Source organism: Streptomyces sp. NPDC056987 (assembly GCF_042673865.1).
GTDB lineage: Bacteria > Actinomycetota > Actinomycetes > Streptomycetales > Streptomycetaceae > Streptomyces.
Genome location: NZ_JBHURV010000025.1, coordinates 85,850 through 109,353 on the forward strand (window position 1 = coordinate 85,850; position 23,504 = coordinate 109,353).

21 protein-coding genes and 1 pseudogene are annotated in these 23,504 nt (G+C 72.1%); 11 read left to right on the forward strand and 11 right to left on the reverse strand.

Annotated elements, in window-relative coordinates:
* The first annotated feature begins 183 nt into the window (after window positions 1-183).
* Window positions 184-2,211, forward strand: coding sequence for an ATP-dependent zinc metalloprotease FtsH (gene ftsH / locus ACFTZC_RS26375; RefSeq protein WP_382893764.1), 2,028 nt, complete (start codon window positions 184-186; stop codon window positions 2,209-2,211).
* A 116-nt stretch (window positions 2,212-2,327) separates the two neighbouring features.
* On the forward strand, window positions 2,328-2,933 hold the full coding sequence (gene folE / locus ACFTZC_RS26380; RefSeq protein WP_382893766.1) for a GTP cyclohydrolase I FolE: 606 nt from the start codon (window positions 2,328-2,330) through the stop codon (window positions 2,931-2,933).
* Between the two features lie 28 nt (window positions 2,934-2,961).
* Here the strand turns inward: folE and ACFTZC_RS26385 are convergent, their stop codons facing one another.
* The 5 genes from ACFTZC_RS26385 to folP form a co-directional block, all read right to left on the reverse strand.
* Entirely contained in the window at window positions 2,962-3,462 is a 501-nt protein-coding gene (locus ACFTZC_RS26385; protein WP_382893768.1) for a DUF3180 domain-containing protein, read from the reverse strand.
* A gap of 118 nt (window positions 3,463-3,580) precedes the next feature.
* Entirely contained in the window at window positions 3,581-4,195 is a 615-nt protein-coding gene (gene folK, locus ACFTZC_RS26390; protein WP_382893770.1) for a 2-amino-4-hydroxy-6-hydroxymethyldihydropteridine diphosphokinase, read from the reverse strand.
* The gene (gene folB / locus ACFTZC_RS26395; RefSeq protein WP_365806154.1) at window positions 4,192-4,551 is read right to left on the reverse strand and encodes a dihydroneopterin aldolase; all 360 of its coding nucleotides are present in this window, start codon (window positions 4,549-4,551) and stop codon (window positions 4,192-4,194) included. The genes folK and folB overlap by 4 nt, the downstream gene beginning before the upstream one ends.
* A gap of 193 nt (window positions 4,552-4,744) precedes the next feature.
* Window positions 4,745-5,257 carry a nuclear transport factor 2 family protein gene (locus tag ACFTZC_RS26400; RefSeq protein ID WP_382893772.1) on the reverse strand — a complete coding sequence of 171 codons (513 nt, stop codon included), beginning with the start codon at window positions 5,255-5,257 and terminating at the stop codon, window positions 4,745-4,747.
* Window positions 5,258-5,277: 20 nt separating this feature from the next.
* Window positions 5,278-6,177, reverse strand: coding sequence for a dihydropteroate synthase (folP, locus tag ACFTZC_RS26405; protein ID WP_382893774.1), 900 nt, complete (start codon window positions 6,175-6,177; stop codon window positions 5,278-5,280).
* A 186-nt stretch (window positions 6,178-6,363) separates the two neighbouring features.
* Here folP and ACFTZC_RS26410 point away from each other — a divergent pair, with 186 nt between their 5' ends.
* Window positions 6,364-7,455, forward strand: coding sequence for a hypothetical protein (locus ACFTZC_RS26410; protein WP_382893776.1), 1,092 nt, complete (start codon window positions 6,364-6,366; stop codon window positions 7,453-7,455).
* Between the two features lie 216 nt (window positions 7,456-7,671).
* Here ACFTZC_RS26410 and ACFTZC_RS26415 read toward each other — a convergent pair.
* Window positions 7,672-9,489, reverse strand: a pseudogene (locus ACFTZC_RS26415) (phosphatidylglycerol lysyltransferase domain-containing protein); the annotation flags it as partial.
* A gap of 146 nt (window positions 9,490-9,635) precedes the next feature.
* Between ACFTZC_RS26415 and ACFTZC_RS26420 the strand changes: the two are divergent.
* On the forward strand, window positions 9,636-10,751 hold the full coding sequence (locus tag ACFTZC_RS26420) for an alpha/beta hydrolase (RefSeq protein ID WP_382893778.1): 1,116 nt from the start codon (window positions 9,636-9,638) through the stop codon (window positions 10,749-10,751).
* Window positions 10,752-10,822: 71 nt separating this feature from the next.
* On the opposite strand, the gene ACFTZC_RS26425 is transcribed toward ACFTZC_RS26420, so the two are convergent.
* A complete protein-coding gene (locus tag ACFTZC_RS26425) occupies window positions 10,823-12,028 on the reverse strand; it encodes an ABC transporter ATP-binding protein (protein ID WP_382893780.1) in 1,206 nt (401 codons plus the stop codon).
* A 153-nt stretch (window positions 12,029-12,181) separates the two neighbouring features.
* Between ACFTZC_RS26425 and ACFTZC_RS26430 the strand changes: the two genes are divergently transcribed.
* The 4 genes from ACFTZC_RS26430 (at window position 12,182) to ACFTZC_RS26445 (ending at window position 16,062) form a co-directional block, all read left to right on the forward strand.
* A complete protein-coding gene (locus ACFTZC_RS26430; RefSeq protein WP_382893782.1) occupies window positions 12,182-12,874 on the forward strand; it encodes an ABC transporter permease in 693 nt (230 codons plus the stop codon).
* A 2-nt stretch (window positions 12,875-12,876) separates the two neighbouring features.
* Window positions 12,877-13,644: an ABC transporter permease gene (locus ACFTZC_RS26435; protein WP_382893864.1), complete on the forward strand. Its 768-nt coding sequence runs from the start codon at window positions 12,877-12,879 to the stop codon at window positions 13,642-13,644.
* A 35-nt stretch (window positions 13,645-13,679) separates the two neighbouring features.
* Window positions 13,680-14,675 (forward strand): ABC transporter substrate-binding protein, encoded by a 996-nt coding sequence (locus tag ACFTZC_RS26440; RefSeq protein WP_382893784.1) that lies wholly within the window; start codon window positions 13,680-13,682, stop codon window positions 14,673-14,675.
* A 175-nt stretch (window positions 14,676-14,850) separates the two neighbouring features.
* On the forward strand, window positions 14,851-16,062 hold the full coding sequence (locus ACFTZC_RS26445) for a hypothetical protein (RefSeq protein WP_382893786.1): 1,212 nt from the start codon (window positions 14,851-14,853) through the stop codon (window positions 16,060-16,062).
* Window positions 16,063-16,107: 45 nt separating this feature from the next.
* Here ACFTZC_RS26445 and ACFTZC_RS26450 read toward each other — a convergent pair whose 3' ends face one another.
* Window positions 16,108-17,259 (reverse strand): NADH-quinone oxidoreductase subunit D, encoded by a 1,152-nt coding sequence (locus tag ACFTZC_RS26450; protein WP_382893788.1) that lies wholly within the window; start codon window positions 17,257-17,259, stop codon window positions 16,108-16,110.
* A complete protein-coding gene (locus tag ACFTZC_RS26455; RefSeq protein WP_382893790.1) occupies window positions 17,256-18,254 on the reverse strand; it encodes an SAM-dependent methyltransferase in 999 nt (332 codons plus the stop codon). The genes ACFTZC_RS26450 and ACFTZC_RS26455 overlap by 4 nt, the downstream gene beginning before the upstream one ends.
* Window positions 18,255-18,433: 179 nt before the next feature.
* Between ACFTZC_RS26455 and ACFTZC_RS26460 the strand changes: the two genes are divergently transcribed.
* Window positions 18,434-19,633 (forward strand): histidine kinase, encoded by a 1,200-nt coding sequence (locus ACFTZC_RS26460; RefSeq protein WP_382893792.1) that lies wholly within the window; start codon window positions 18,434-18,436, stop codon window positions 19,631-19,633.
* 157 nt (window positions 19,634-19,790) lie between these two features.
* Entirely contained in the window at window positions 19,791-20,462 is a 672-nt protein-coding gene (locus ACFTZC_RS26465) for a response regulator transcription factor (protein WP_365806135.1), read from the forward strand.
* Between the two features lie 11 nt (window positions 20,463-20,473).
* Here the strand turns inward: ACFTZC_RS26465 and ACFTZC_RS26470 are convergent, their stop codons facing one another.
* On the reverse strand, window positions 20,474-21,568 hold the full coding sequence (locus tag ACFTZC_RS26470) for a DUF5937 family protein (protein WP_382893794.1): 1,095 nt from the start codon (window positions 21,566-21,568) through the stop codon (window positions 20,474-20,476).
* 99 nt (window positions 21,569-21,667) lie between these two features.
* Between ACFTZC_RS26470 and ACFTZC_RS26475 the strand changes: the two genes are divergently transcribed.
* Window positions 21,668-21,889, forward strand: a complete 222-nt coding sequence (locus tag ACFTZC_RS26475; RefSeq protein WP_382893796.1) for a hypothetical protein — start codon at window positions 21,668-21,670, stop codon at window positions 21,887-21,889.
* A gap of 179 nt (window positions 21,890-22,068) precedes the next feature.
* Here the strand turns inward: ACFTZC_RS26475 and ACFTZC_RS26480 are convergent, their stop codons facing one another.
* Entirely contained in the window at window positions 22,069-23,382 is a 1,314-nt protein-coding gene (locus ACFTZC_RS26480; RefSeq protein ID WP_382893797.1) for a threonine aldolase family protein, read from the reverse strand.
* Window positions 23,383-23,504 lie beyond the last annotated feature (122 nt).

Consider the following 23,504-nt stretch of genomic DNA (forward strand, 5'->3'; position numbering starts at 1 on the left):
CCGCGGCGAACGCCGCCGGGAACCTCTCCCCGGCGCGCGCCGTTGGAGCAGGGGAAGACGGGTTCGTCAGCCGTCCCGTGCGGTCGCGGGCCATGATGCTGGGGTACCTTCCCAGGAACAGTCTTTTCTCACAGCAGCATTTACCTACGGGCAGGAGGGACGGGGCGACTTCGCTCCGTATGGATGGACGTGAAGCGATACTTCCGTGGGCCGGTCATGTGGATCGTGCTGGCCGTCCTCGCCGTGGTCGTGTTGATGCAGGTCGTCGGCTCTTCGGGCGGCTACAAGACGGTGGACACCGGTGAGGTCGTCCAGGCGATCGACAAGAACCAGGCCGAGCAGGTCAAACTGACCACCGGCGACGACCAGATCATCAAGGTCGACCTCAAGGACGGCCTGAAGGTCAAGGGCAGCGACAAGATCCAGGCCAGCTACATCGGCAATCAGGGATCCTCGCTGGCCGCAACGCTCCAAACGAAGTTCCAGAACGGTGACATCACCAAGGGCTACACGGTCTCGCCTTCGAAGCAGAGCCCGTTCCTCTCGGTGCTGTTCTCGCTGCTGCCCTTCGTGCTGATCGTCGTGGTCTTCCTGTTCCTGATGAATCAGATGCAGGGCGGCGGATCGCGCGTCATGCAGTTCGGGAAGTCCAAGGCCAAGCTCATCACCAAGGACACCCCGAAGACGACCTTCGCCGACGTGGCGGGGTCCGACGAGGCGGTCGAGGAACTCCACGAGATCAAGGAATTCCTCCAGGAACCGGCGAAGTTCCAGGCCGTCGGCGCCAAGATCCCGAAGGGTGTGCTGCTCTACGGCCCGCCCGGTACGGGCAAGACGCTGCTGGCCCGCGCCGTCGCCGGCGAGGCCGGAGTGCCGTTCTACTCGATCTCGGGCTCCGACTTCGTCGAGATGTTCGTCGGTGTCGGCGCCTCCCGGGTGCGCGACCTCTTCGAGCAGGCCAAGGCGAACGCCCCGGCGATCGTCTTCGTCGACGAGATCGACGCCGTCGGCCGGCACCGCGGCGCGGGCCTCGGCGGCGGGCACGACGAGCGCGAGCAGACGCTGAACCAGCTCCTGGTGGAGATGGACGGCTTCGACGTGAAGGGCGGCGTCATCCTGATCGCCGCCACCAACCGGCCGGACATCCTCGACCCGGCGCTGCTGCGCCCGGGCCGGTTCGACCGGCAGATCGCCGTGGACCGCCCGGACATGCAGGGCCGTCTGGAGATCCTCAAGGTCCACCAGAAGGGCAAGCCGGTCGCCCCGGACGTCGACCTGGGCGCCGTCGCCCGTCGTACGCCCGGCTTCACCGGTGCCGACCTGGCGAACGTGCTGAACGAGGCCGCGCTCCTGACGGCGCGTGGTGACGCGAAGCTCGTCGACAACCACGCCCTGGACGAGGCGATCGACCGCGTCGTGGCGGGCCCGCAGAAGCGGACCCGGATCATGTCCGAGAAGGAAAAGAAGATCACCGCGTACCACGAGGGCGGTCACGCCCTGGTCGCCGCGGCGTCTCCGAACTCCGACCCGGTGCACAAGATCACGATCCTGTCCCGCGGCCGGGCCCTGGGCTACACCATGGTCCTGCCCGACGAGGACAAGTACTCGACCACGCGCAACGAGATGCTCGACCAACTCGCCTACATGATGGGCGGGCGCGCGGCGGAGGAGCTGGTCTTCCACGACCCGACCACCGGCGCGGCCAACGACATCGAGAAGGCGACGGCCACGGCGCGGGCGATGGTCACGCAGTACGGCATGACCGAGCGGCTCGGCGCGATCAAGTTCGGCGGCGACAACACCGAACCGTTCCTCGGCCGGGAGATGGCGCACCAGCGCGACTACTCGGAAGAGGTCGCCGCGCTCGTCGACGAAGAGGTCAAGAAGCTCATCGAGACCGCGCACAACGAGGCGTGGGAGATCCTGGTCGAGAACCGTGACGTACTCGACAATCTGGTCCTGGCGCTCCTGGAGAAGGAGACGCTCAACAAGGAGCAGATCGCGGAGATCTTCTCGACCATCGTGAAGCGCCCGTCCCGTCCGGCGTGGACCGGCTCGTCGAGGCGTACCCCGTCGACGCGTCCGCCGGTGCTCTCGCCCAAGGAGCTGGCGCTGACCAACGGCGCCTCGGGGTCCAACGGCGGGATGCCCGCCGTGACTTCCGGCGAGACGCCCACCGAGGCGGTTCCGGAGGAACGTCCGGAGAGCTGACAGCGGACCGGGCCGTCCGAGGGCCCGGAATGGATGCCGCGTCCCCCAGGTTTTAGCCTGTGGGGGCGCGGCATTCGTATGACCGCACACGAGGACGGCACAGGAACGAGGCACACATGACCGACCCGGTGACGCTGGACGGGGAGAACCTGGTCCGCGAGTTCGACGAGAAGCGGGCCGAGAATGCCGTGCGCGAGCTGCTGATCGCGGTCGGGGAGGACCCGGACCGCGAGGGGCTGCGGGCCACCCCGGGCCGGGTGGCCCGCGCGTACAAGGAGATATTCGCGGGGCTGTGGCAGAACCCCGAGGACGTGCTGACGACCACGTTCGACCTGGGCCACGACGAGATGGTCATGGTCAAGGACATCGAGGTGACGTCCACGTGTGAGCACCATCTCGTCCCGTTCGTCGGGGTCGCGCACGTCGGCTACATCCCGTCGACGGACGGCAAGATCACCGGACTGTCGAAGCTGGCCCGCCTCGTGGACGTCTACGCCCGCAGGCCGCAGGTCCAGGAGCGGCTGACGACGCAGATCGCCGAGTCCGTGATGGAGATCCTGGAGCCACGCGGGGTGATCGTGGTCATCGAGTGCGAGCACATGTGCATGTCGATGCGTGGCGTACGGAAGCCGGGCGCGAAGACCATCACCTCGGCCGTACGCGGCCAGCTCCGCGATCCGGCGACCCGCGCCGAGGCGATGAGCCTGATCCTGGCCCGCTAGCGGGCGCTGCCGCGGCCCGGGGTCCGGGTCAGGCGGGCCCGGCCGGGGCGGGGCCGTTCTTGTGGTTCTCGCCGTTGCCGTCCTCCGGGAGTTTGCAGACCCGTTCGAGGAAGAACGCCGCGACGATCACCGCGATGCCCGCCAGTACGGAGAAGGCCGCGTAGATCGCCTGGTCGCGGCGGGCGGGGATGTCGAGGGAGCCGAGCAGGAAGACGCCCGTACCCCCGTACAGCCCGGAGACCAGGGCCGCGACCAGCGCGCTCGCCTGGCCGAAGACCACGGCGCGGGCCGCCATCAGCGGATCGACGCCCCGCGCGCCGGGGCGGCGCTCCCGCTGGGCCTTGAGCCGGGAGCGCAGGGAGAGGGCCGTCGCGGCGAGGACCGCGGCGATCGCGGCGAGCACGATGGGCGCCGCGAGCGGCACGCTCGGCAGGGTGCCGAACGCGTCCCAGAGGCGGGCGGCCGCCCAGGAGAGCACGCCAGCCACCACGAACAGCCCGGCGAGGACGCCGATCCGCAACTGCTTCACCGAGAAAGCCGCCCTTCACTTCGCTCCGCCGACCCGATCCGCCCCGAACCGGCCCGCCCCGACCCGGACCCGCACGAGCCGGCCCGTCTCGCAGAGCCTAACGGGCCGCCCCGTACGACTATTCGGGCAGGCGCAGTTCCAGGTCGGAGCGGGGCTGCACACCCTCCTGGCCGACATCGGTCAGCAGGTCGGCCACCGGGCCAAGGCCCGGGACCTGTGCCTCCGGATCCACGTCGTGCCACGGGGCGAGGACGAAGGCGCGCTGGTGGGCGCGGGGGTGCGGGAGGGTGAGCCGCGGGTCGTCCGAGACGACGTCCGCGTACGTCAGGATGTCCACGTCGATCGTGCGCGGCCCCCAGCGCTCGTCACGGACCCGGTCGAAGGCCTCCTCGATGGCCTGGCCGCGCTCCAGCAGCGAGGACGGCGGCAGCGTCGTCTTGATGACCACCACCGCGTTGAAGTACGACGGCTGGGAGCCGGCGTCGACGCCCCAGGGCTCCGTCTCGTACACCGGGGAGACCGCCTTGACCCGGACGCCGGGGGTGTCCTCCAGGGCGTCGATGGCGCCCTGGATGGTCTCCAGCCGGTTCCCGAGGTTGGAGCCGAGGGCCACCACGGCCCGCTGCGGGTTGGACAGTGTGCTGTCCGCGGCGTCCACCTGGGCGACCACGGAGGCGGGCACCGGCTGGACCGTGGGGTCGCTCTGCGGCCCGTTCGATGGAAACAGACTCATACTCGACTCCGGGTGATGGTGATGGTCACGTCGTCGAAGGGCACGGTGATCGGGGCGTCCGGTTTGTGCACGACCACCTCGACCTCCTGGACGCCGTCGTGTTTCAGGCAGCTCTGGGCGATGCGTTCCGCCAGGGTCTCGATCAGGTCGACGGGCTCTCCCTGGACGACCTCCACGACCTCCTCCGCCACGATGCCGTAATGGACGGTCTTCGCCAGGTCGTCGTCGGCCGCCGCGGGCCGGGTGTCGAGGCCGAGCACCAGATCCACGATGAAGGTCTGCCCCTCCTCGCGCTCCCGGGGGAAGACGCCATGGTGCCCGCGGGCCTTGAGGCCGCGCAGCGCGACACGATCCACGCGAATCACTCCTGCTGTCGTTTGTCGTCGGGGCACCCGGTCGCGAACGGGTGCGGCCCTGTGCCCACATTTGAATCTACCTGCGGGCACCGACAGCCCCGCCCCGCGGGGTGACGGGGAAGGGCGCCGCACAACTGGTAGGCGCCCCTACCCGCGGGTTCTCGCGGTCAATCCACACGCACCCCTTACCCACTCACGCGGGTGGCACGTCGTCCATGGTGTCGCCGTTGTCGCCGTTCCCGCCGCCCCCGCCGTTCTCGCCGTCCTCTTCGGTTTCGGTCAGAACGGGTGAACCGTGGTGCGACCAGATCTTCCACCCCTCCGGTGTGCGCCGGAACACGTTCGTCGCGACGACGAGCTGGCCCACCAGCGGTCCCAGCTCGTTGCCGTCCTCGGCGGGGCCGCCGCTGAGGATGTTCTCGGTGCAGGTCACCAGGGCGGTGTCGGCGCTCACGGAGACCTCGACATCGGTGAGGAAGAACTGAATGTACTCGGTGTTCGCCATGATCAGGGCGTACGAGCGCAGCACGTCACCGCGCCCGCTCAGCACCGGCCAGCCCGGGTGGACGCAGGAGACGACGGAGTCCTCGCCGTCCAGCCAGAGCCCCGACAGGGCTTCGATGTCGCCGCGTTCCATCGCCTCGTAGAACGTCGTGTTGGCCTGCTCGACCCGCTCGCTGTCGGTGGGCCCGCCGTCGTCCGGCATCCCGCTCTCCCTCCGCGCGGTCATCGCTCGGCCCCGGCCCCGCGGTCCTCCCGGGCCGGGCCGTGGGCTCCTTCGACGGCGCGCGCCACCCGGACCGCGTCGGCGGTCGCCCGTACCTCGTGGACCCGGACCGCCCAGGCGCCCCGGTGGGCGGCGATCGCGGAGACCGCGGCGGTGGCGGCGTCGCGCTCCCGGGCGGGCGGCGGGGCGCCGTCACCGCCCGCGAGGACATGGCCGAGGAACCGTTTACGGGAGGCGGCGACCAGCAGCGGCCTGCCCAGCGAGCGCAGCTCGGGGAGGTGGGAGAGGAGCTCCAGGTCGTGCTCGGCCCGCTTGGCGAAGCCGAGCCCGGGGTCGACCACGAGGCGCTCGGGGGCGATACCGCCCGCGACCACCGCGTCCATCCGTGCGCGCAGTTCGGCGAGGACCTCGGCGACGACGTCCTCGTAGACCGCGCGGCTGTTCATCTCCTCGCTGAAACCGCGCCAGTGCATCACGACGAACGGCACCTCGGCGGCGGCGACCGCGGGCACCATCGCCGGGTCGGCGAGCCCGCCGCTGACGTCGTTGACCAGCGCCGCGCCCGCGGCGACGGCCCGCTCGGCGACGGAGGCGCGCATCGTGTCGACGGAGACGGTGACGCCCTCGGACGCCAGGCCCCGCACGACGGGGACGACGCGCCGCAGCTCCTCGTCCTCGTCGACCCGTGTCGCGCCGGGCCGCGTCGACTCGCCGCCGACGTCGACCAGGTCGGCGCCCGCGGCGACGAGATCCAGGCCGCGTTTGACGGCGGCGGTGGTGTCGAACCAGCGGCCGCCGTCGGAGAAGGAGTCGGGCGTCACATTGATGACCCCCATTACGGCACACCGGTCCCACTCCGGCAGCCCTTGGACCGTGCCGCGTCCACGCAACGTACTCATATGCCCGACCCTACTGAGTCCGAGCCTTCCGTCCGGAATACGTGGGATCCGCCGGGGCGGTGGTGCCGCGAGGGCACAGCGCGCGGCACCATTCCGCCCCTCCTGTTGCCCCGCCGGTCATTCCCCCGCGCGGAGTCGCCGAGTAACGTTGTCCGGATTCCATGTTCGCTTGGTGGGAGGGGCGCCGTGTACGCGAGCAGATCGCAGGTCAATCGGCAGGCGGGTGAGCGGGACGTCGCCCGTCCCGTCTCCGGCACCGGTCAGGCCGGCCGGATGAGGGCGCTGCAGAGCCAGGCGGGCAACCGGAACACATCCCGCGCCGTGGCGGACGGGCAGCTCCGGCCCGCCGCGCCCGCGGGGGCGGTCTCGGTGCAGCGGATGCAGATCCAGCGCGCGCCGGGCGGCAGGAAGATGTACCCGGGGGATATCGGGCAGCGGTTCGAGCTCGACTTGAACGGCAGGCCGGAGATCGGCACGTACGTGCGCGCGTCCAGCAACGGGCGCGAGGAGATCTTCCGGGTGCGGGGCGAGGAGGTGCGGGTGTATCCGCACGAGATCAGGGGGATCCGGGCCACCCACGGCGGAATGCATCCGCCGGGTCGCCGCCGGCCGCCCGAGGAGAACCTCGAAGGCCGGGACACCCTGCTGATGTCCGAGGGCGATCTCTCCGGGGCCCGCGGGATCATGCGCCGTGACCCAGGCCGCGCAGGGTCCATGGCCGTCACCACGTTCGACGCCCGGCCCGTCAGTTACGGGCAGGCCCCGGGCAACCTCGACGACATGCATCGCACGGGCACGCCCGTGCTGCCGGACTTCGACATCAGCGACCCGGCGCGCAGCGCGGACCGTATCGGCAATCTCGCTCCCCACGCCAACCTGCACATGCAGATGCCGAGTGTGCCCCGCGGAACGAGTGGCTACTCGACCCAGCGTCTTGTCAGGGACGCCAACCGGCTGCCGGAACGCGCCGGCCGTCCCGACTACTCCACCAGCGTCACCACGCCACATCCGGGCAACTATCCCCATCCCGCCACGCACAACCAGCGCTACGGAATGCAGAACCGCAACGCTGTGCCGCGGGGCAGGGAGATCTACGACGAGGGCCCTGACGAGATGTACCGCGAGGAGGACGGCTACGACCACCGGGAGACCACGCAGGACCGTCACGCCGGATCGTCCTCCCGTCGCAGGACGTACCGTATCCGGTCGCAGAATACGGACGACCACTACGACGACGGCTATGACAGCGGCGGCAGGCGCAGCCGCAGTCCCCGGTGATGTTCTGACGGTCCCCCGAGGGGTCCCGGTCCGCCGGGGCCCCTACGGCGTCGAGGGAGGTCCGGGGACCCGCCCCGACCCGGCCGGCTCGGAGGCCACCCGGGGACGTTCCGCGTCGTACGGACCCCGGGGCGGGACGGCGGAGCCGGTGGGACGGCCGTCGGCCGGGATGCCGCCGGCCGGGCGGCCCTCCGGAGCACGGCCGTCGCCGGGCGGGTGGCGCCTGATGCGGCCGAGGCGGCGCAGCGGGCGCGGGAGCGACAGCGTCACGAAGCCCTCCGCCTGCATCGCGGCGAACCCGATCCGCGGCAGGTCGCCGGGGGAGCGGAAGACCACGTAACGCGGCTCCCAGCGCGGCTGGAACTTGGCGTTGAAGCGGTACAGCGACTCGATCTGGAACCAGCGCGAGAGGAAGACCAGCAGCCCGCGCCAGCCGCGCAGGACGGGGCCCGCGCCCAGGCGTTCGCCGCGGGCCAGGGCCGAGCGGAACATCGCGAAGTTGAGTGAGACCCGCACCACGCCCAGCGCGGGCGCGGCGGCCAGCGCGGCGACGATCAGCAGCTCGTTCATGCCGGGGTCGGCGGAGCGGTCGCGGCGCATCAGGTCCAGGGACATCCCGTCCGTCCCCCACGGGACGAAGTGGAGCACGGCCTTCAGGTCGCCGTACGGGCCCGGCGCCTCCTCGTCCGGCCGGTGCGCGGTGGCGATCACCGAGTCGCGGTCGGCGGGGTCGCCGATCCGGCCCAGCGCCATGGAGAAGCCGCGCTCCGTGTCCGTACCGCGCCAGTCGTCGGCGGCCTCGCGGATCCGCTCCACCTCGTCGCCGGAGAGGTCACCGACGCGCCGTACCCGGGTGACGTAGCCGGCCCGCTCGATGCGCGTCACCATCTGGCGTACGTTGCGCATCGCGCGGCCGCGCAGGGAGAAATCCGGCACGTCCACCACCGCTTCGTCGCCCAGCTCCAGCGCGTCGAGCCCCGTCTCGCGGGTCCAGACCGCGCCGCCGGTCTCGCTGCACCCCATCACGGCCGGGGTCCAGGAGTGGGCCTTCGCCTCGTCCATGAAGCGTTCGATGGCGCCGGGCCACGCCTCCACGTCGCCGATGGGGTCGCCGCTGGCGAGCATCACCCCGGAGACCACGCGGTAGCAGACGGCCGCCTTGCCGCTGGGCGAGAAGACCACGCCCTTGTCGCGGCGGAGCGCGAAGTGGCCCAGCGAGTCGCGGCCGCCGTGCCGGTCGAGCAGGGCGCGCAGCCGCCGCTCGTCGTCCGCGGTGAGGTGCGCGACCGGGTGCGCGGGCCGGAAGGCGAGATAGGCGGTGGTGAGCGCGGTGAGCAGGCCGAGCGCGCCGAGGGAGTAGCCGACCGTACCGCTGACCATCCCCCGGTAGTCGATGGGGCCGTCGACGCCGAACAGCCCGTACAGCACGTGTTCGAGCCGTTCCGACAGGCCGGGGTTACCGATGGTGCGGTGCGGGTGGACGCTGACGATGACCAGGCCGAGGCCGATGGACCCCGCGCCCATCACGACGAAGTTCGCCAGCGCCCGCCAGCGGCTGCGCGGGTCGGGCAGGGCGGCGAACTCCCCGCGGTGGCGCACCACCAGGGCGAGCAGCCCCAGCGAGAGCAGGGCGCCGATGAGGGAGTGCCGGTAGCCGAACTGGGCGACGGTGCCCACCGGCAGCAGGAACACGGTGGCCCGCCAGGCGCGGCGCTTGCGCCGTTTGAGCCCGTGCGCGAGCAGCAGCAGGAGTACGCCGGCGCTCAGTGAGAGCGCGGCGGCGAAGGGGCCGAGCGCCCCCGGCAGCACCTCGGCGAGGGAGTGCATCCGGCTGTGGCGGAAGCGCGGGAAGACGCCCGCGGCGATGTCGACGAGACCGATGAAGGCACAGGCCGTGCCGACGAGCCAGGGAACGGACTCGGGGTGCGGACCGCGGAGCAGGCGGCGCGGTGACTTGTTGGAGGGCGCTCCGGTGGACTGCCCCGCCCGATCCGGAACCGATCCTGATTTATCCCCATCTAGCGTCACAGACATCGCTTCCCATGGCTCCGCGAGAGAGAGTGGGCCCGAGTCCGCTTCTTCTTCGCGGGCCCGGACATTTTGCGCTCTCTAGGACGGGGCTTTCGGGGGGAGGGTTCCTCTGCATCCGGGAAAATCTCGACGAAGAAAGCTCGGTCGACATGGGTCTCACCAGTCGTAAAGTCCTGGCCCTGGCCGTCCTGCTGGCCGTGGCGCTGTTCGTCGCGACCATCTGGCTCTGGCCGCGGCTGTCGCGGCGTACGGCGCGGGCCGTGCTCGGCAGGATCGGCCTCACCTTCGCCACCCAGGTGGCGATCTTCACCGCGGTGGGGCTGGCGGCCAACCAGTACTTCCTGTTCTACGGCACCTGGGGAGATCTCTTCGGCCAGGAGCAGGAGCTGGGTTCCGTGGTCGGCCACGCGGTGGCGGACGGCAGGCATGTGACGATCATGGACACGCAGCGCACGGCCGTGCCCGGCGCGGTCCGGCCGGCGGTGGCGGGGGAGATCCAGAAGGTCGCCGTGGCGGGCGCGGTGTCGGGGATCGACTCCACCGCGTACGTCTATCTGCCGCCCGAGTACTTCCAGCCGCAGTTCGCGAAGCAGACGTTCCCGGCCGCGGTGGTGCTCACCGGCTACCCGGGCGTGGCCGAGAACCTGATCAAGGGCCTGAACTACCCGACGACCGCCTGGCAGCTCGCCAGGCGCGGCTCGATGCAGCCGATGATCCTGGTGATGCTGCGGCCCACCGTGGCGCCGCCGCGCGACACCGAGTGCGTCGACGTGCCCGGCGGCCCGCAGACCGAGACGTTCCTCGGCGCGGACCTGCCCCGGGCCGTCTCGGCGACGTACCGGGTCAAGGCCGCGCCCCGCAACTGGGGCATCATCGGCAACTCCACCGGCGGTTACTGCGCGCTGAAGATCGCCCTGCACCACCCGGAGCAGTACTCGGTGGGCGCCGGGCTCTCCGCCTACTACAAGGCGGCGGAGGACCCGACGACCGGCGATCTCTTCCACGGCGACCAGCGGCTGCGGGACCGCGCCGACCTGCTGTGGAGCCTGGACCATGTGCGCCAGGGCGACTCGTCGCTGCTCGTCACCAGCTCCCGGAAGGGCGAGCGGAACCTTCAGGACACCGAGCGGTTCATCCGGAAGGTCAAGGCGCCCGCGCAGGTGTCGTCGATCATCCTCGGGAGCGGCGCGCACAACTTCAACACCTGGCGCCGGGAGATCCCGCCCGCCCTGGAGTGGATGTCCGGCAGGCTCAGCGCGAACTGAGCGGGCTCAGCGCGGACCGAGGCGGCTCCTCCGGGGACCGGGGCGGCTCCTCCGCGGGCCGGGGCGGCTCCTCACGGTGCGACGAGCTTGCTGACGGTCTCCAGCTCGACCTCCGTACGGTCGATGGCCTGCGCGTCCGCGTCGATCGACCGGCGCAGCGCCTCGTGCAGCCGCGCCGGGGTGAGGACCCCGAGGAACCGCCCGGTCTCCTCCCGGTCGATGACCGCTATCCATCCGGCGTCGTGCTGGAGCATCGTGGCGAACGCCTGCTTGAGCGAGGCGCCGACCGGCAGCCACGCCTCCATCCGGCGGGCGTGCTCCCGTACGGTCCCCGCCGCTCCCGGGGCGGCCGGGCGACCGCCGGCGGCCCGGGTGGCCTGTTCGGCGGCGAGCCAGCCGTGCAGGTTGTCGTCGGAGTCCAGGACGACGGCCCAGCGCGCGCCCTGCTCGGCCAGCTTCGCCGCGGCGCGGGCGAGCGGGTCGTCGAGATGGACGACGGGCGGCTGTTCGAGGTCGCCCTCCTCGATGGGGGTGACCGAGAGCCGCTTCAGGCCGCGGTCCGCGCCGACGAAGTCCGCGACGTACGGGGTGGCCGGGGCGCCGAGCACCGCCGCCGGGGCGTCGAACTGCTCGATCCTGCCCTGTCCGTAGACGGCGATACGGTCGCCGAGCCGGACGGCCTCCTCGATGTCGTGCGTGACGAACAGCACGGTCTTGCGCACGGCCGCCTGGAGCCTGAGGAACTCGCTCTGGAGGTGGTCGCGCACGACGGGGTCGACCGCGCCGAACGGCTCGTCCATCAGCAGGACGGGCGGGTCGGCGGCGAGGGCGCGGGCCACCCCGACGCGCTGGCGCTGGCCGCCCGAGAGTTGCTCGGGGTAGCGGTCGCCGTAGACGGACGGGTCCAGTCCGACCAGGTCGAGGAGTTCGGCGGCGCGCGCCCGGCCCTTGGCGCGCTGCCAGCCGAGGAGATGCGGGACGGTCGCGGTGTTCTCCAGGACCGTCTTGTGCGGAAAGAGGCCGACCTGCTGGATGACATAGCCGATACGGCGCCGGAGGCTGACCGGATCGATCGCGGATATGTCGTCCCCGTCGAGGAATATCCGCCCCTCCGACGGTTCGATGAGGCGGTTGACCATTTTCATGGTCGTGGTCTTGCCGCAGCCGGAAGGTCCGACGAGCGTGACCAGTTCGCCTTCGGAGACCTCGAAGGAGAGATCGTCCACCGCGGTGGTGCCGTCCGGGTACCGCTTGGTGACATGCTCGAATCGGATCATGGTTCCCCATTGTGCGGCGCGTTGTGTGAAGGCAATGTTGCTGGAATGTGGCGGGCTTCCGCGAATGTCAGAGGTCGGGGATAGGGTCGCCGGAGTTGGAGGTTGTGGAGGCCGGCGCGTGTGCGCGCGGCCGGACGGGGGAGGCGGGGGTGGATGGGTACGCAAGGATGCCTGGCGGCGAACGACTGGATCTGCGGAGAATATCTGCGCTCCCGTAGCCAGGAGTTGATCGACGCCACGGTCCAGCACGTGTGGATCACGGTCGTCTCGGTCGTCATCGGAGTGCTGGTCGCTTTTCCGCTCGCGCTGCTCGCGCGTAGCAGGCCGTCGTTCACCGCCCCCGTACTGGGCCTGACGACCCTGCTCTACACGATTCCCTCGCTCGCGATGTTCTCGCTGCTGCTGCCGCTCTTCGGGCTCTCGGCCGGTCTGGTGATCACGGGCCTGGTGCTCTATTCGCTGACCATTCTCGTCCGGAACATCATGGCGGGGCTGGCATCGGTGCCCGAAGAGGCCAGGGAAGCGGCCCGCGGGATGGGATACGGACCGGGCCGGCTGCTGTGGGAGGTCGAGCTGCCGCTCGCGCTGCCCGCGCTCATGGCCGGTGTGCGGATCGCCACGGTGTCGACGGTCGCGCTGACGACGGTCGGCTCGATCGTGGGGCGCGGCGGGCTCGGCAATCTCATCGAGGACGCCTTGCAGAGCTTCTTCAAGGCCCAGGTCCTGACGGCGTCCGTGCTGTGCGTGCTGCTCGCCGTCACCGCCGACCTGCTGCTGCTCGGGGTCCAGCGGGCACTGACGCCCTGGACCCGCATACGCACGCGCGCGGCGAAGGCGGTGGGGTGACCATGGGTGTCCTCGGGGACGCGTGGGGCTGGCTGACGGCGGGCGCCAACTGGTCGGGCGACGGCGGGGTGTGGCACCGGCTGGAGGAGCATGTCGTCGTCAGCGGGGTCGCGCTGGCGATCGCCTGCGCGATAGCCCTGCCGCTGGCCCTTCTGCTGGGACACCTCGGCAAGGGCGGCGCGCTCGCGATCAACATCTCCAACGTGGGGCGGGCGGTGCCCGTCTTCGCCGTGCTCGCGCTCTTCATGGTCTCGCCGCTGCGCAACTCGGGCTCGGTGCCCACGATCATCGCGCTGGTGCTCTTCGCGGTGCCGCCCCTGCTGACCAACGCCTATGTGGGCATGCGCGAGGTGGATCCCGCGGTGGTGGAGGCGGCGCGGGGCATGGGGATGTCCGGGCGCCAGGTCTTCGTCCGCGTGGAGCTGCCCCTCGCCTACCCGATGATCATGACCGGGCTCCGGTCGGCCGCCGTCCAGGTGGTGGCCACGGCCACCATCGCCGCGATGGTGGGCCAGGGTGGGCTCGGCCGAATCATCACCGCGGGGTTCAACACGTACGACACCGGGCAGGTGGTCGCGGGCGCGCTCCTCGTCGCCCTCCTGGCGCTGCTCGTGGAGGGCGCGCTGGTGGCGCTGGACCGGCTGATCGACCCGGCGCCGTCCCTCGCCGGAACCCCGGCCGACCCGGACGCCGGCACCCCCGCCGACGGCGGGACCCCCGCGCGCACGCCCGACCGTGCGACCGACCACGGTGCGACGACGACCGTGTGAGACAGGCTTTTCGCCCCTTTGGAGAGTGGACCATCATGAGCAGAACCTCGCGTTTCGCGAGCGCCGTACTGGCCGTCGCCGCGCTGACCGTGTCACTCGCCGCGTGCGGCGGTGACAGCCTGGAGAAGAACAAGAGCGGCACCGACTCCGGTTCCGGATCCGACGCGGCGGCCGGGTCGGGGAAGAAGGGCTCCCTCGTCGTCGGCGCCGCCGCCTTCACGGAGTCCAAGGTGCTGGCGGAGCTGTACGCCCAGATCCTGGGCGACGCCGGCTACGCCACGTCCGTCACGACCGTGAAGAACCGTGAGCTGTACGAACCGTCCCTGGAGAAGGGCGAGATCGATGTGGTGCCCGAATACGCCGCGACGATCACCGAATTCCTCAACGCCAAGGTCAACGGGGCCGACGCGGCGCAGGAGAAGCCCCTCGCCTCCAGCGACGCCGCCGCGACCGTCGCCGAGCTGAAGAAGCTCGCCGAGCCGCGTGGGCTGAAGGTGCTCCCCGCCGGTCGGGCCGTGGACCAGAACGCCTTCGCGGTCAGCAAGGAATTCGCGGACAAGAACAACCTCAAGACCCTTTCCGATCTTGGAAAATCCAAGATCAAAGTCAAGATCGCCGCAGGCGACGAGTGCGAGGTACGGCCCTTCTGCGCGCCGGGACTCAAGAAGACCTACGGCATCGACGTGGCGGGCATCGACCCCAAGGGAGTCGGCACGCCGCAGTCCAAGCAGGCGGTCAAGGACGGCGTCGACCAGATGGCCCTCAGCTCCACCACCGACGGCACGCTCGACAGTTACGGACTCGTGGTGCTGGAGGACGACAAGAAGCTCCAGAACGCGGACAACGTACTGCCGGTGCTCAATGCCAAGGACGCCGGTGCGCAGGAGATAGCCGATGCCCTCGGCAAGCTGACGGACGCCCTGACGACCGCGGATCTCGCGCAGTTGAACCTCAAGGTCGACGCCGAGCGCGCCAAGCCCGAGGACGTGGCCAAGGAGTATCTGGAGTCCAAAGGTCTGGTCAAGAAGTAGCCGAAGCGCGCCGCGTGATCGGTAAACGCGGGGTAAGCGGCAACCGGCAAAACGGAGTTCTGTAGAGGAAACAGGAGACGCACGGGAGGTAAGGGGGCGGAGGGCCGACAACAGGCGGAGAAAGATTGTCCGACCGGTTCCCCAATCGGCCTCCACGCACGGTAAATTTCAGGCCATGCCACGTGGACGCCACCGCCATTCCCCACCTCTCCACAAGCTTCTGCCGCCGACGGCGGTCGCCGGAGCCGCGGTCCTCTGCGCCGCGGGTGCCTGGCTCTTCGCGGATCCCCTGGTGCTCCGTGGACTGACCGCGGCGGCGGCCGCCGCCGCGGTCGGCGGCGCGGTCTTCATGCGGAGCTGGGACCGGAACGCGGGCCGCCGTGTCGCCGAGCTGACACGCGGCCGGGAGAGCGACCACTGGAAGACCGAGGAGCGTACGGCCGAGCTGGAGGCCGACGTCGAGGAGTCGCGCGAGGTGCGCGCCAAGCTGGAGGCCAAGCTCCGCTCCAAGCGGATCGAACTGGCGGGCCTGCGCGGCGAGCACGCCGCGCTGCTGCGCCGGTACGCCACGGCCGAGACGGAGCGGGCCACCGCGCTGGAGGGGCGGCGTCAGCTCGCCCTGGAGGCGGCGGCCGAGCCCAAGGCGCTGACCGCCGCGAGCAGTGGGCCGGGCAAGGCCGCGTACGTCGGCGCGGCGCGCGCCCTGGACGAGCTGACGCGCAACGGCGTGGCCCAGCAGGTGAAGCGGACCGTCGAGGCGGCCCGCGCCCGCGATCTGGCGGAGCGCGCCGCCGAGGCGGAGGAGGAGCCGCAGGGGAAGCACGCGGCGGCCGCCGGGGCCGAGCAGCACAGCCGCCCGTCGTCCGCCGCCCTCGCGCCTTCCGCTCCCCGCGTACCGGTCGCCTCCGCGATCGTCCCGTACTCCCCGGCGGGCCGGCCCGCGCGGCGCCCCGAGGGCGGTTTCGACTTCTTCGGCGCCCAGTGCGCGCACGTCGAGGGCCAGCACGACCAGCACGACCAGAATGGCGACAAGCCCGCGGACCCGGAGGGCACCGGTACCGGTGCCGGTACGGGTACGAGCACCGGAACCGGCGCGGGGACGGCCCCGGGCGAGGAGCCGGAGGCCCCGGACCCCGCGCGGGCCCCGGCCGCCGAGGCGGACGCCCCCGTACCGGCGGACATCCCCGCCCCGGAGGACGCCCCCGTACCCCTGGACCGGCTGGCGCGGGTGGCGCGGGAGGACCTTGCCGACGTGGTGGGCGAGGAGGCGCTCGCCGAGCGGCGCAGGACCGAGGAGCGGGGGGTCGGCCAGGTCATCGACCTGACCGCGCACGACGAGACGGAGCCGCTTCCCCTGAGGGGGCTGCGCGGCGCGATCAGCTCGTGACGCGAGGGTGGGCAGGTCACGTCCCGCCCACCCCTCTGCGCCGGGCTACTTGTCGATGTCGCCGACGACGAAGAACAGCGACCCCAGGATCGCCACCATGTCGGCGACCTGTGTCCCGGGCAGCAGCTCCGTCAGCGCCTGGATGTTGTTGAACGAGGCGGAGCGGAGCTTCAGCCGGTACGGGGTCTTCTCGCCCTTCGACACCAGGTAGTAGCCGTTGACGCCGAGCGGGTTCTCCGTCCAGGCGTACGTGTGGCCCTCCGGCGCCTTCAGCACCTTCGGCAGCCGCTGGTTGACCGGCCCCGGCGGCAGCTCCGCGAGCCGGTCCAGACAGGCGTCGGCCAGCGCCAGCGCGTTGTGCGTCTGCTCCAGCAGGCACTCGAAACGGGCCAGGCAGTCGCCGTCCTCCCGGGTCACCACCGTGAGCACGTCCGCCAGCTCGCCGTACGCCAGGTACGGCTCGTCGCGGCGCAGGTCGAAGTCGACCCCGGAGGCGCGCGCGATCGGCCCCGACACCCCGTACGCGTGCACCGCCTCCCGCGACAGCGCCCCGACGCCGCCCGTGCGCCCCCGGAAGATCTCGTTGCCGAGGACCAGCCGGTCGTACACGTCCATCCGCGAGCGCACGTCGGCGATCGCCTGCCTGACCCGGCCCGGCCAGCCCGCGGGCAGATCCTCCTTGAGGCCGCCGACCCGGTTGAACATGTAGTGCATCCGGCCGCCGGAGATCTCCTCCATCACCGCCTGGAGCTTCTCGCGCTCCGTGAACGCGTAGAACACCGGGGTGATCCCGCCCAGTTCGAGCGGGTACGAGCCGAGGAACATCAGGTGGTTGAGGACCCGGTTCAGCTCGGCGAGGAGCGTCCTGGTCCAGACGGCGCGCTCGGGGACCTCCATGCCGAGCATCCGCTCGACGGCCATCACCACACCCAGCTCGTTGGAGAACGCCGACAGCCAGTCGTGGCGGTTGGCGAGCATCACGATCTGCCGGTAGTCACGCGCCTCGAAGAGCTTCTCCGCGCCCCGGTGCATATAGCCGATCACCGGCTCCGCGTGCTGGATCACCTCGCCGTCGAGCACCAGGCGCAGCCGGAGCACCCCGTGGGTGGAGGGGTGCTGCGGACCGATGTTGAGCACCATGTCGGTGCTCTCCGCCGCGCCGCCGATGCCGACCGTCGTCCGGGTGGTCTCCGTCATGGCGACAGTCTCTCAGAGGGGCGCGAAGTCCCCCACACGTCCCGGGGCGCGATCCCGACCGGCTGCGTCAGCCAGCCGAAGTCCCCGAGACCGCCGCGCGCCGTCAGCTCCGCCGCCTCGCCCGCCCCGGCGAGCGCCCGCACGTACGCCGCCGGGTCCGACACCGCCAGGGCGAGCGGCGGGCGGTCGCCCCGCACGCCCAGCCGGCGCAGCGCCTCGCGCTGGGTGAGCAGCTCGGCGCCGGGCAGCGGGCAGGCGGCCGCGCACGCGTCCAGCGCCACATGTGCGGTCAGGTCGCCCGTCCCGTCCGGTACGGGGGCCACCTCCCGGCCCGCGCGGAAGCCGGTGAGCGTGCCGAACGGCGGCCGGGCGCCCCGTACATGCGCGTAGTCCACGGCGACCGCGAGCCCCCGCTCCAGCGACCCGACCGCCGCCGCCCAGGCCTCGTCGCGGGGGCGGCCGATCTCCGCCCGGGTGCCGGGCCCGGCCGGCGGCCACCAGCGGTCGAGCCAGCACGCGTCCGCGCCGCCGACCGGCCCGCCCAGCTCCTCGGAGCCGTCCGGCCGCACCAGGACGTACCGTACGGTCCCCCCGGGATCCGTCCCGGCGATGTCGAGCGGCACATTGTCCAGCCACTCGTTGGCGAAGAGGAGCCCGTGGACCCCGGGCGGCGGCTCCGCGCACCACTCCACGCGCGGGTCGAGCCCCGGCGGACGCGGGGCGCGCTCAACGGCGTACGGGTGCACGGTCAGCCCCTCCGGAACCGCCCCCAGCACGCCGGTCAGCAGCTCGCCCCGGCCCGCGCCGACATCGACGAACGCCACCTCGTCGCGGTCGAGCAGCCGCGCGGTCCGCACCAGCAGCCGGGCGACGGCGGCGGCGAAGAGCGGGGAGGCGTGCACCGAGGTACGGAAGTGTCCCGCGGGGCCCTCGGGGCGCAGATAGAAGCCCCCGGGGCCGTACAGCGCCGCCTCCGCCGCGGGGCGCCAGCGCACCGGTCCCGGGCCACCCGGGAGGGGGCTCGCGCCCCGTGGCCCGACCGCCGATTCACCTGCCGACTTACCCGTCTCATCCGTCACGGCGCCAAGTCTCCACCTTGGGGAGTACGCTTCCGCCGACCGGATCGATCCTCCGGTTGACCCTCAGGCTTATCCGCTTCCCTACGCTGGGTTACGTGCAGCGCTTCTACGAGTTTCTCCGCCGACACCCGACGGGCGTCGACAGCTTCTGGGCTGTCCTGCTCTTCGGGATCTCGCTGTTGTGGGCGGTCCAGGAGAATCTCGGCGTCGAGCGACGGCTGGTCGCGATGGCGGTGGCCGTACCGCTGTCCCTCGCCGTGGCACTGCGGCGGCGCGCGCCCGAGAGAATGCTGCTGCTGGTGGCGGCCGTGGGCGTCGCACAACTCGTGCTCGGCGTGCCCCCGGGGCCGGCCGACTTCGCGATGCTGGTCGTCATCTACACCGTCGCCGCGCGCGGCGGACCGCGCTGGGCCCCCCGGCTCGCGCTGGTCGGCGGCCTGCTCGCCGCGCCGCTGTCCCAGCTCCGCTGGCCGATGACGGAGGAGGGCATCGCCGGCCGGGTCTTCCTCGCCGTGGTGCTGACGGTGCCGTTCGTGCTGGCCTGGGTGCTGGGCGACTCGATGCGGACCCGCAGCGCCTACTTCGCTCAGCTGGAGGAGCGGGCCACCCGGCTGGAGAAGGAGCGCGAGGCACAGGCCAAGGTGGCGGTCGCCGCCGAACGCGCCAGGATCGCCCGCGAGCTGCACGACGTCGTCGCGCACAACGTATCGGTGATGGTGGTCCAGGCGGACGGCGCCGCCTATGTCCTGGACGCCGCGCCCGACCAGGCCAAACAGGCCCTGGAGACCATTTCGACCACGGGACGGCAGGCGCTCGCGGAGATGCGCCGGCTGCTGGGCGTGCTGCGCACCGGCGACGCCAAGGAGAGCGGCGAGTACGTTCCGCAGCCCGACGTCGGGCAGATCGAGGACCTGATCGAGAACGTACGGGCGGCGGGCCTGGCCGTGGACTTCAAGATCGAGGGCACCCCGAGGCCGCTGCCCAGCGGCGTGGAGCTGACCGCGTACCGCATCGTGCAGGAGGCCCTCACCAACTCGCGCAAGCACGGCGGCCCGGACGTCGGGGCCAGTGTCCGGCTCGTCTACTTCGACGACGGGCTCGGCCTGCTCGTCGAGGACGACGGCCGGGGCGCGGCGCACGAGCTGTACGAGGACGGCGGTGCCGACGGACGGGGCCACGGGATGATCGGCATGCGGGAGCGGGTCGGTATGGTCGGCGGCACGCTGGACGCGGGCCCGAGGCCGGGCGGCGGCTTCCGGATCAGCGCGCTGCTGCCGCTGAAGGCAGCACACTAGTGTCCGGGCCGGAGTCCTGGCCGCGGACGCCCTGCCCGGCCCCTCCGCACGATCCGGACCCCGGACCCCGGCCCCCTCCGGACCTCGGGACCCCGGACTCCTCCCGGACCCGCCGTACCAGCCACCCTCTGATGCCCCCTACGGACAAGGACCCCCGATGTCGATCCGCGTGATGCTCGTCGACGACCAGGTGCTGCTGCGGACCGGCTTCCGTATGGTGCTGGCCGCGCAACCGGACATGGATGTCGTCGCGGAGGCCGGGGACGGCGCCGAGGCGATCGAGAACCTGCGCTCCACCGACGTGGACGTCGTGCTCATGGACGTACGGATGCCCCGGCTGGACGGCGTCGAGGCGACCCGCAGGATCTGCGCCGTGCCCGACGCCCCGAAGGTCCTGATACTCACCACCTTCGACCTCGACGAGTACGCCTTCTCCGGGCTCAAGGCCGGGGCCAGCGGCTTCATGCTGAAGGACGTGCCGCCGGGCGAACTGCTGAACGCGATCCGCGCCGTCCACAGCGGCGACGCGGTCGTCGCGCCGTCCACGACACGGCGGCTCCTCGACCGCTTCGCGCCGATGCTGCCCAGCAGCGGCAAGCCGGAGCACCGGGAACTGGAGCGGCTGACCGACCGGGAGCGCGAGGTCATGATGCTGGTCGCGCAGGGCCTGTCGAACGGTGAGATCGCCGGCCGTCTCGTGCTCTCCGAGGCGACCGTGAAGACACACGTCGGCCGGATCCTCACCAAGCTCGGGCTGCGCGACCGGGTCCAGGTGGTCGTCCTCGCCTACGAGTCGGGACTGGTCAGGGCGGGCGGCGGGGCGGGCTGACCCGCCGCGGGTCAGCGCAGCAGTCCCTCCAGGAAGTCGCTGCCGAGCCTGGCCACCACGGTGACGTCGAGCTGGTGCATCACATAACGTCCGCGCCGCCGCGTCGTCAGCAGCCCCGCCTTCCGCAGCACCGCGAGATGGCGGGAGACCTCGGGCGCCGTGATCCCGTGGGCGTCGGCCAGCTCGCTCGTCGTGTGGTCGCCGCGGGAGAGGCTGCGGCACAGCCGGATGCGCGTGGGGTGGGCGACCGCTTCGAGCCGCAGCTTGACCGTCTCCACCGGGGTGACGTCGGCCAGCTCACGGCTCGCCACCGGATACTGCACGACGGGCTGCCACCCCGGCGCGTAGAGCGCGACGAGATGCGGCCGGCCGAACGCGGTGGGCAGGAACGTCAGCCCCGAACCCTGCGCGGTCGTACGGGCGTGGGCCAGCTTGTCCACCACGATCCGCCGCCGTGGCCCGTCCTCCTCCAGGGTCATCGCGGGGGAGACCGCGGCGAGCGCCTCCGCGAGCCCCTTGTGACGCAGGATCTCCGTCTTGTGGCGGGCGTCGGCGGCGAGCTGGCCCCGCACCCGCCGCCAGGTGTCCGCGAAGAACGCCTCGTCGCAGTCCTCCACCAGCCGCCGTATCCAGGCCCGGACGGCGGGCGGATCGGCCAGCATGCGCTGGACGAACGCGGCCTGGGCGGGACCGCGCGCCGCCGCCAGATCCAGGGCGCGCCGCCGGGCGCCCTCGTCGGTGAGCGGGGAGTACGCGTCCTCCTCGCGGGCGTTCGGGGCGGCGCAGGAGATCTCCAGGGCCGCCCCGACATAGCGCTCGTCGTCCAGCCGGTCGAGGTCGTCGAGCTCCTCCGCGAGCGTCTCCCGGGGCGTGGCGGGCAGCAGGATGTCCGCGCGCGCCGAACGCCACATGAAGTCCGCCTCATGCAGCCGGTCGGCCAGCTCGGGCTTGAGCGCGGCCTGTGTGGTGGTGATCCAGCCGTGCAGCCGGGCGTGGTGGGCGGGCTCGGACAGCGCGTGCAGCGCGGCGGCCAGCTCGGCCAGTGGTGAGGGGCCGAAGGCGACCCGCTCCTGGGGGAGTCCCGTGACATCGATGAACACGCTCATGACCCCATGCTGCCCTCCCTCCGTGGCCATCCGTCCGTCGATTGACGATGCCCGTCAATCGACGGGCCCGCGGGGCGCCGCCCGGCGCAGGGTGGGCGCATGGACGCCATCCAGCAGCACATGCTCGACAGCTACCGCACGGCCCGTCGGGGCGAGACCGCCCCACCACTGCCCGGCAGGTACGACCGCGAGACGGTGCGCACGATCCGGGAGTACCGCCGTACGCACCGGGCCACCCCGCACACCGCCTGGTACACCCGGCTCACCCGGCTCCCGCGCCTGCCCCGCAGGGGCTCACCACGGGGCGCCGCCACCCGGTGATGCTGCCCGGCCGACGCCGACCTGTGTCGCCGCCCGGTGACGTGGCCCGGTGCCGCCGGCCTGTACGGCGCCCGGTGACGTCGGCCTGTACGCCGCCTGGTGCCGCCTGCCCGTGCCGCCACCCCGTGCCGCCGCCCCGTGACGGCGCCCCGTGCCGCCGCCCCGGCGGCTACCGACCGTCACGCCGCCGCGTCCGGCCGCCGCCCGTTCCGCTTTCCGCCGCCCACCTCCTCGTCCCGCCTCTCCTGTTCCTCCCGCACGCGGTCCACGAAGTCTCCGACCGCCGCCTGTATGTCCCCCGCCGACCACTCCAGACCCGGCCGCGTCACGGTCACCTCCGTGAAGGCGACCCCCGGCGGCCCGGCGGGCGCCGGGTGCCAGGCACGGAACAGCGTCACCTCTGTCTCCTCGGCCTGCCGCACCGCCGCTTCGTTCAGCACCTCGGGCGCGTACGGCAGCCACACCTGGAACTGATGGGTGTGCGGCGGCTCGGGGTGGACGCGGAACCACGGCACCGGCGCCGCGGCCAGGCTCTCCGCCAGCGCCTCGGCCACCACGCGCGCGTGCGCGACGTACGAGGGCAGGCGGGGCAGCTCGCGCTCCAGCCCCAGCAGCGCCGACAGGGCGGCCGGGAACTGCTGGAAGACCTGGCCCCCGTAGCGGTGGCGCCAGGTGCGCGCCTCCTCCACCAGCTCCTCGGGGCCTGCCAGCGCCGCGCCCGACAGACCGTCCAGGGACTTGTAGAAGGACACGTACACGCTGTCCGCCAGACCGGCGACCTCGGCGAGCGGGCGCCCGAAGTGCGTGGCGCTCTCCCACAGGCGCGCGCCGTCGAAATGCACCACCGCGTCCCGCTCGCGCGCCGCCGCCACGACGGCGGTCAGCTCGTCCCAGGAAGGGAGGACGAAGCCCGCGTCCCGCAACGGCAGCTCCAGCATCAGCGTCCCGAAGGGCTCGGCCAGCTCCCGTATCTCCCGCGCGGTCGGCAGCCGCGGCTCCGTCGTCGGACGGACCGTGAGCAGCCCGCTCACGGCCGACAGCGCGTCACGCTCATGGACCTCCGGGTGGGCCAGCGGATGCAGCGCCACCGTGCGGTTGCCCGTACGCCCCGCCCAGCACCGCAGCGCCACCTGCTGCGCCATCGTCCCCGAGGGGAAGAACGCGGCGGCCGGGAAGCCGAGCAGCCCGGCCACCCGCCGCTCCAGCTCGGCGACGACCCCGTTCCCGTACAGGTCCGCGTCCTCGTCCAGGTCGTGCACCTCGCCCGCGTCCGCCGCGAGGGCCGCCAGCCGCTCGCCCAGCCGCAGATCCATGGCGGGGCGCGCCAGCGCGCGACGCGACGCCCGCCACGCGGCCACCCTCCGCCGCCGTACGGCCTCCGCCGCGTCCGCCGCCTCGGCCGGAGGACCGCTCTCCTCGGCCGCGGGGCCGGTTTCCTCGGCCACCCGCCCGGACTTCTCGGCCGCTCCGGCCGTCCCGCTCGTCTCGTTCATGCGCCGATCATCGCCCACGCCGCTCCCGCCTCGGCCGGCCCTGTGGATATCCCTCACGGCCTGTGGACAACTCGGGTGCCGGTACGAAACGCTGGCGTAGCATGGCGAGAAATCGTCCGGTA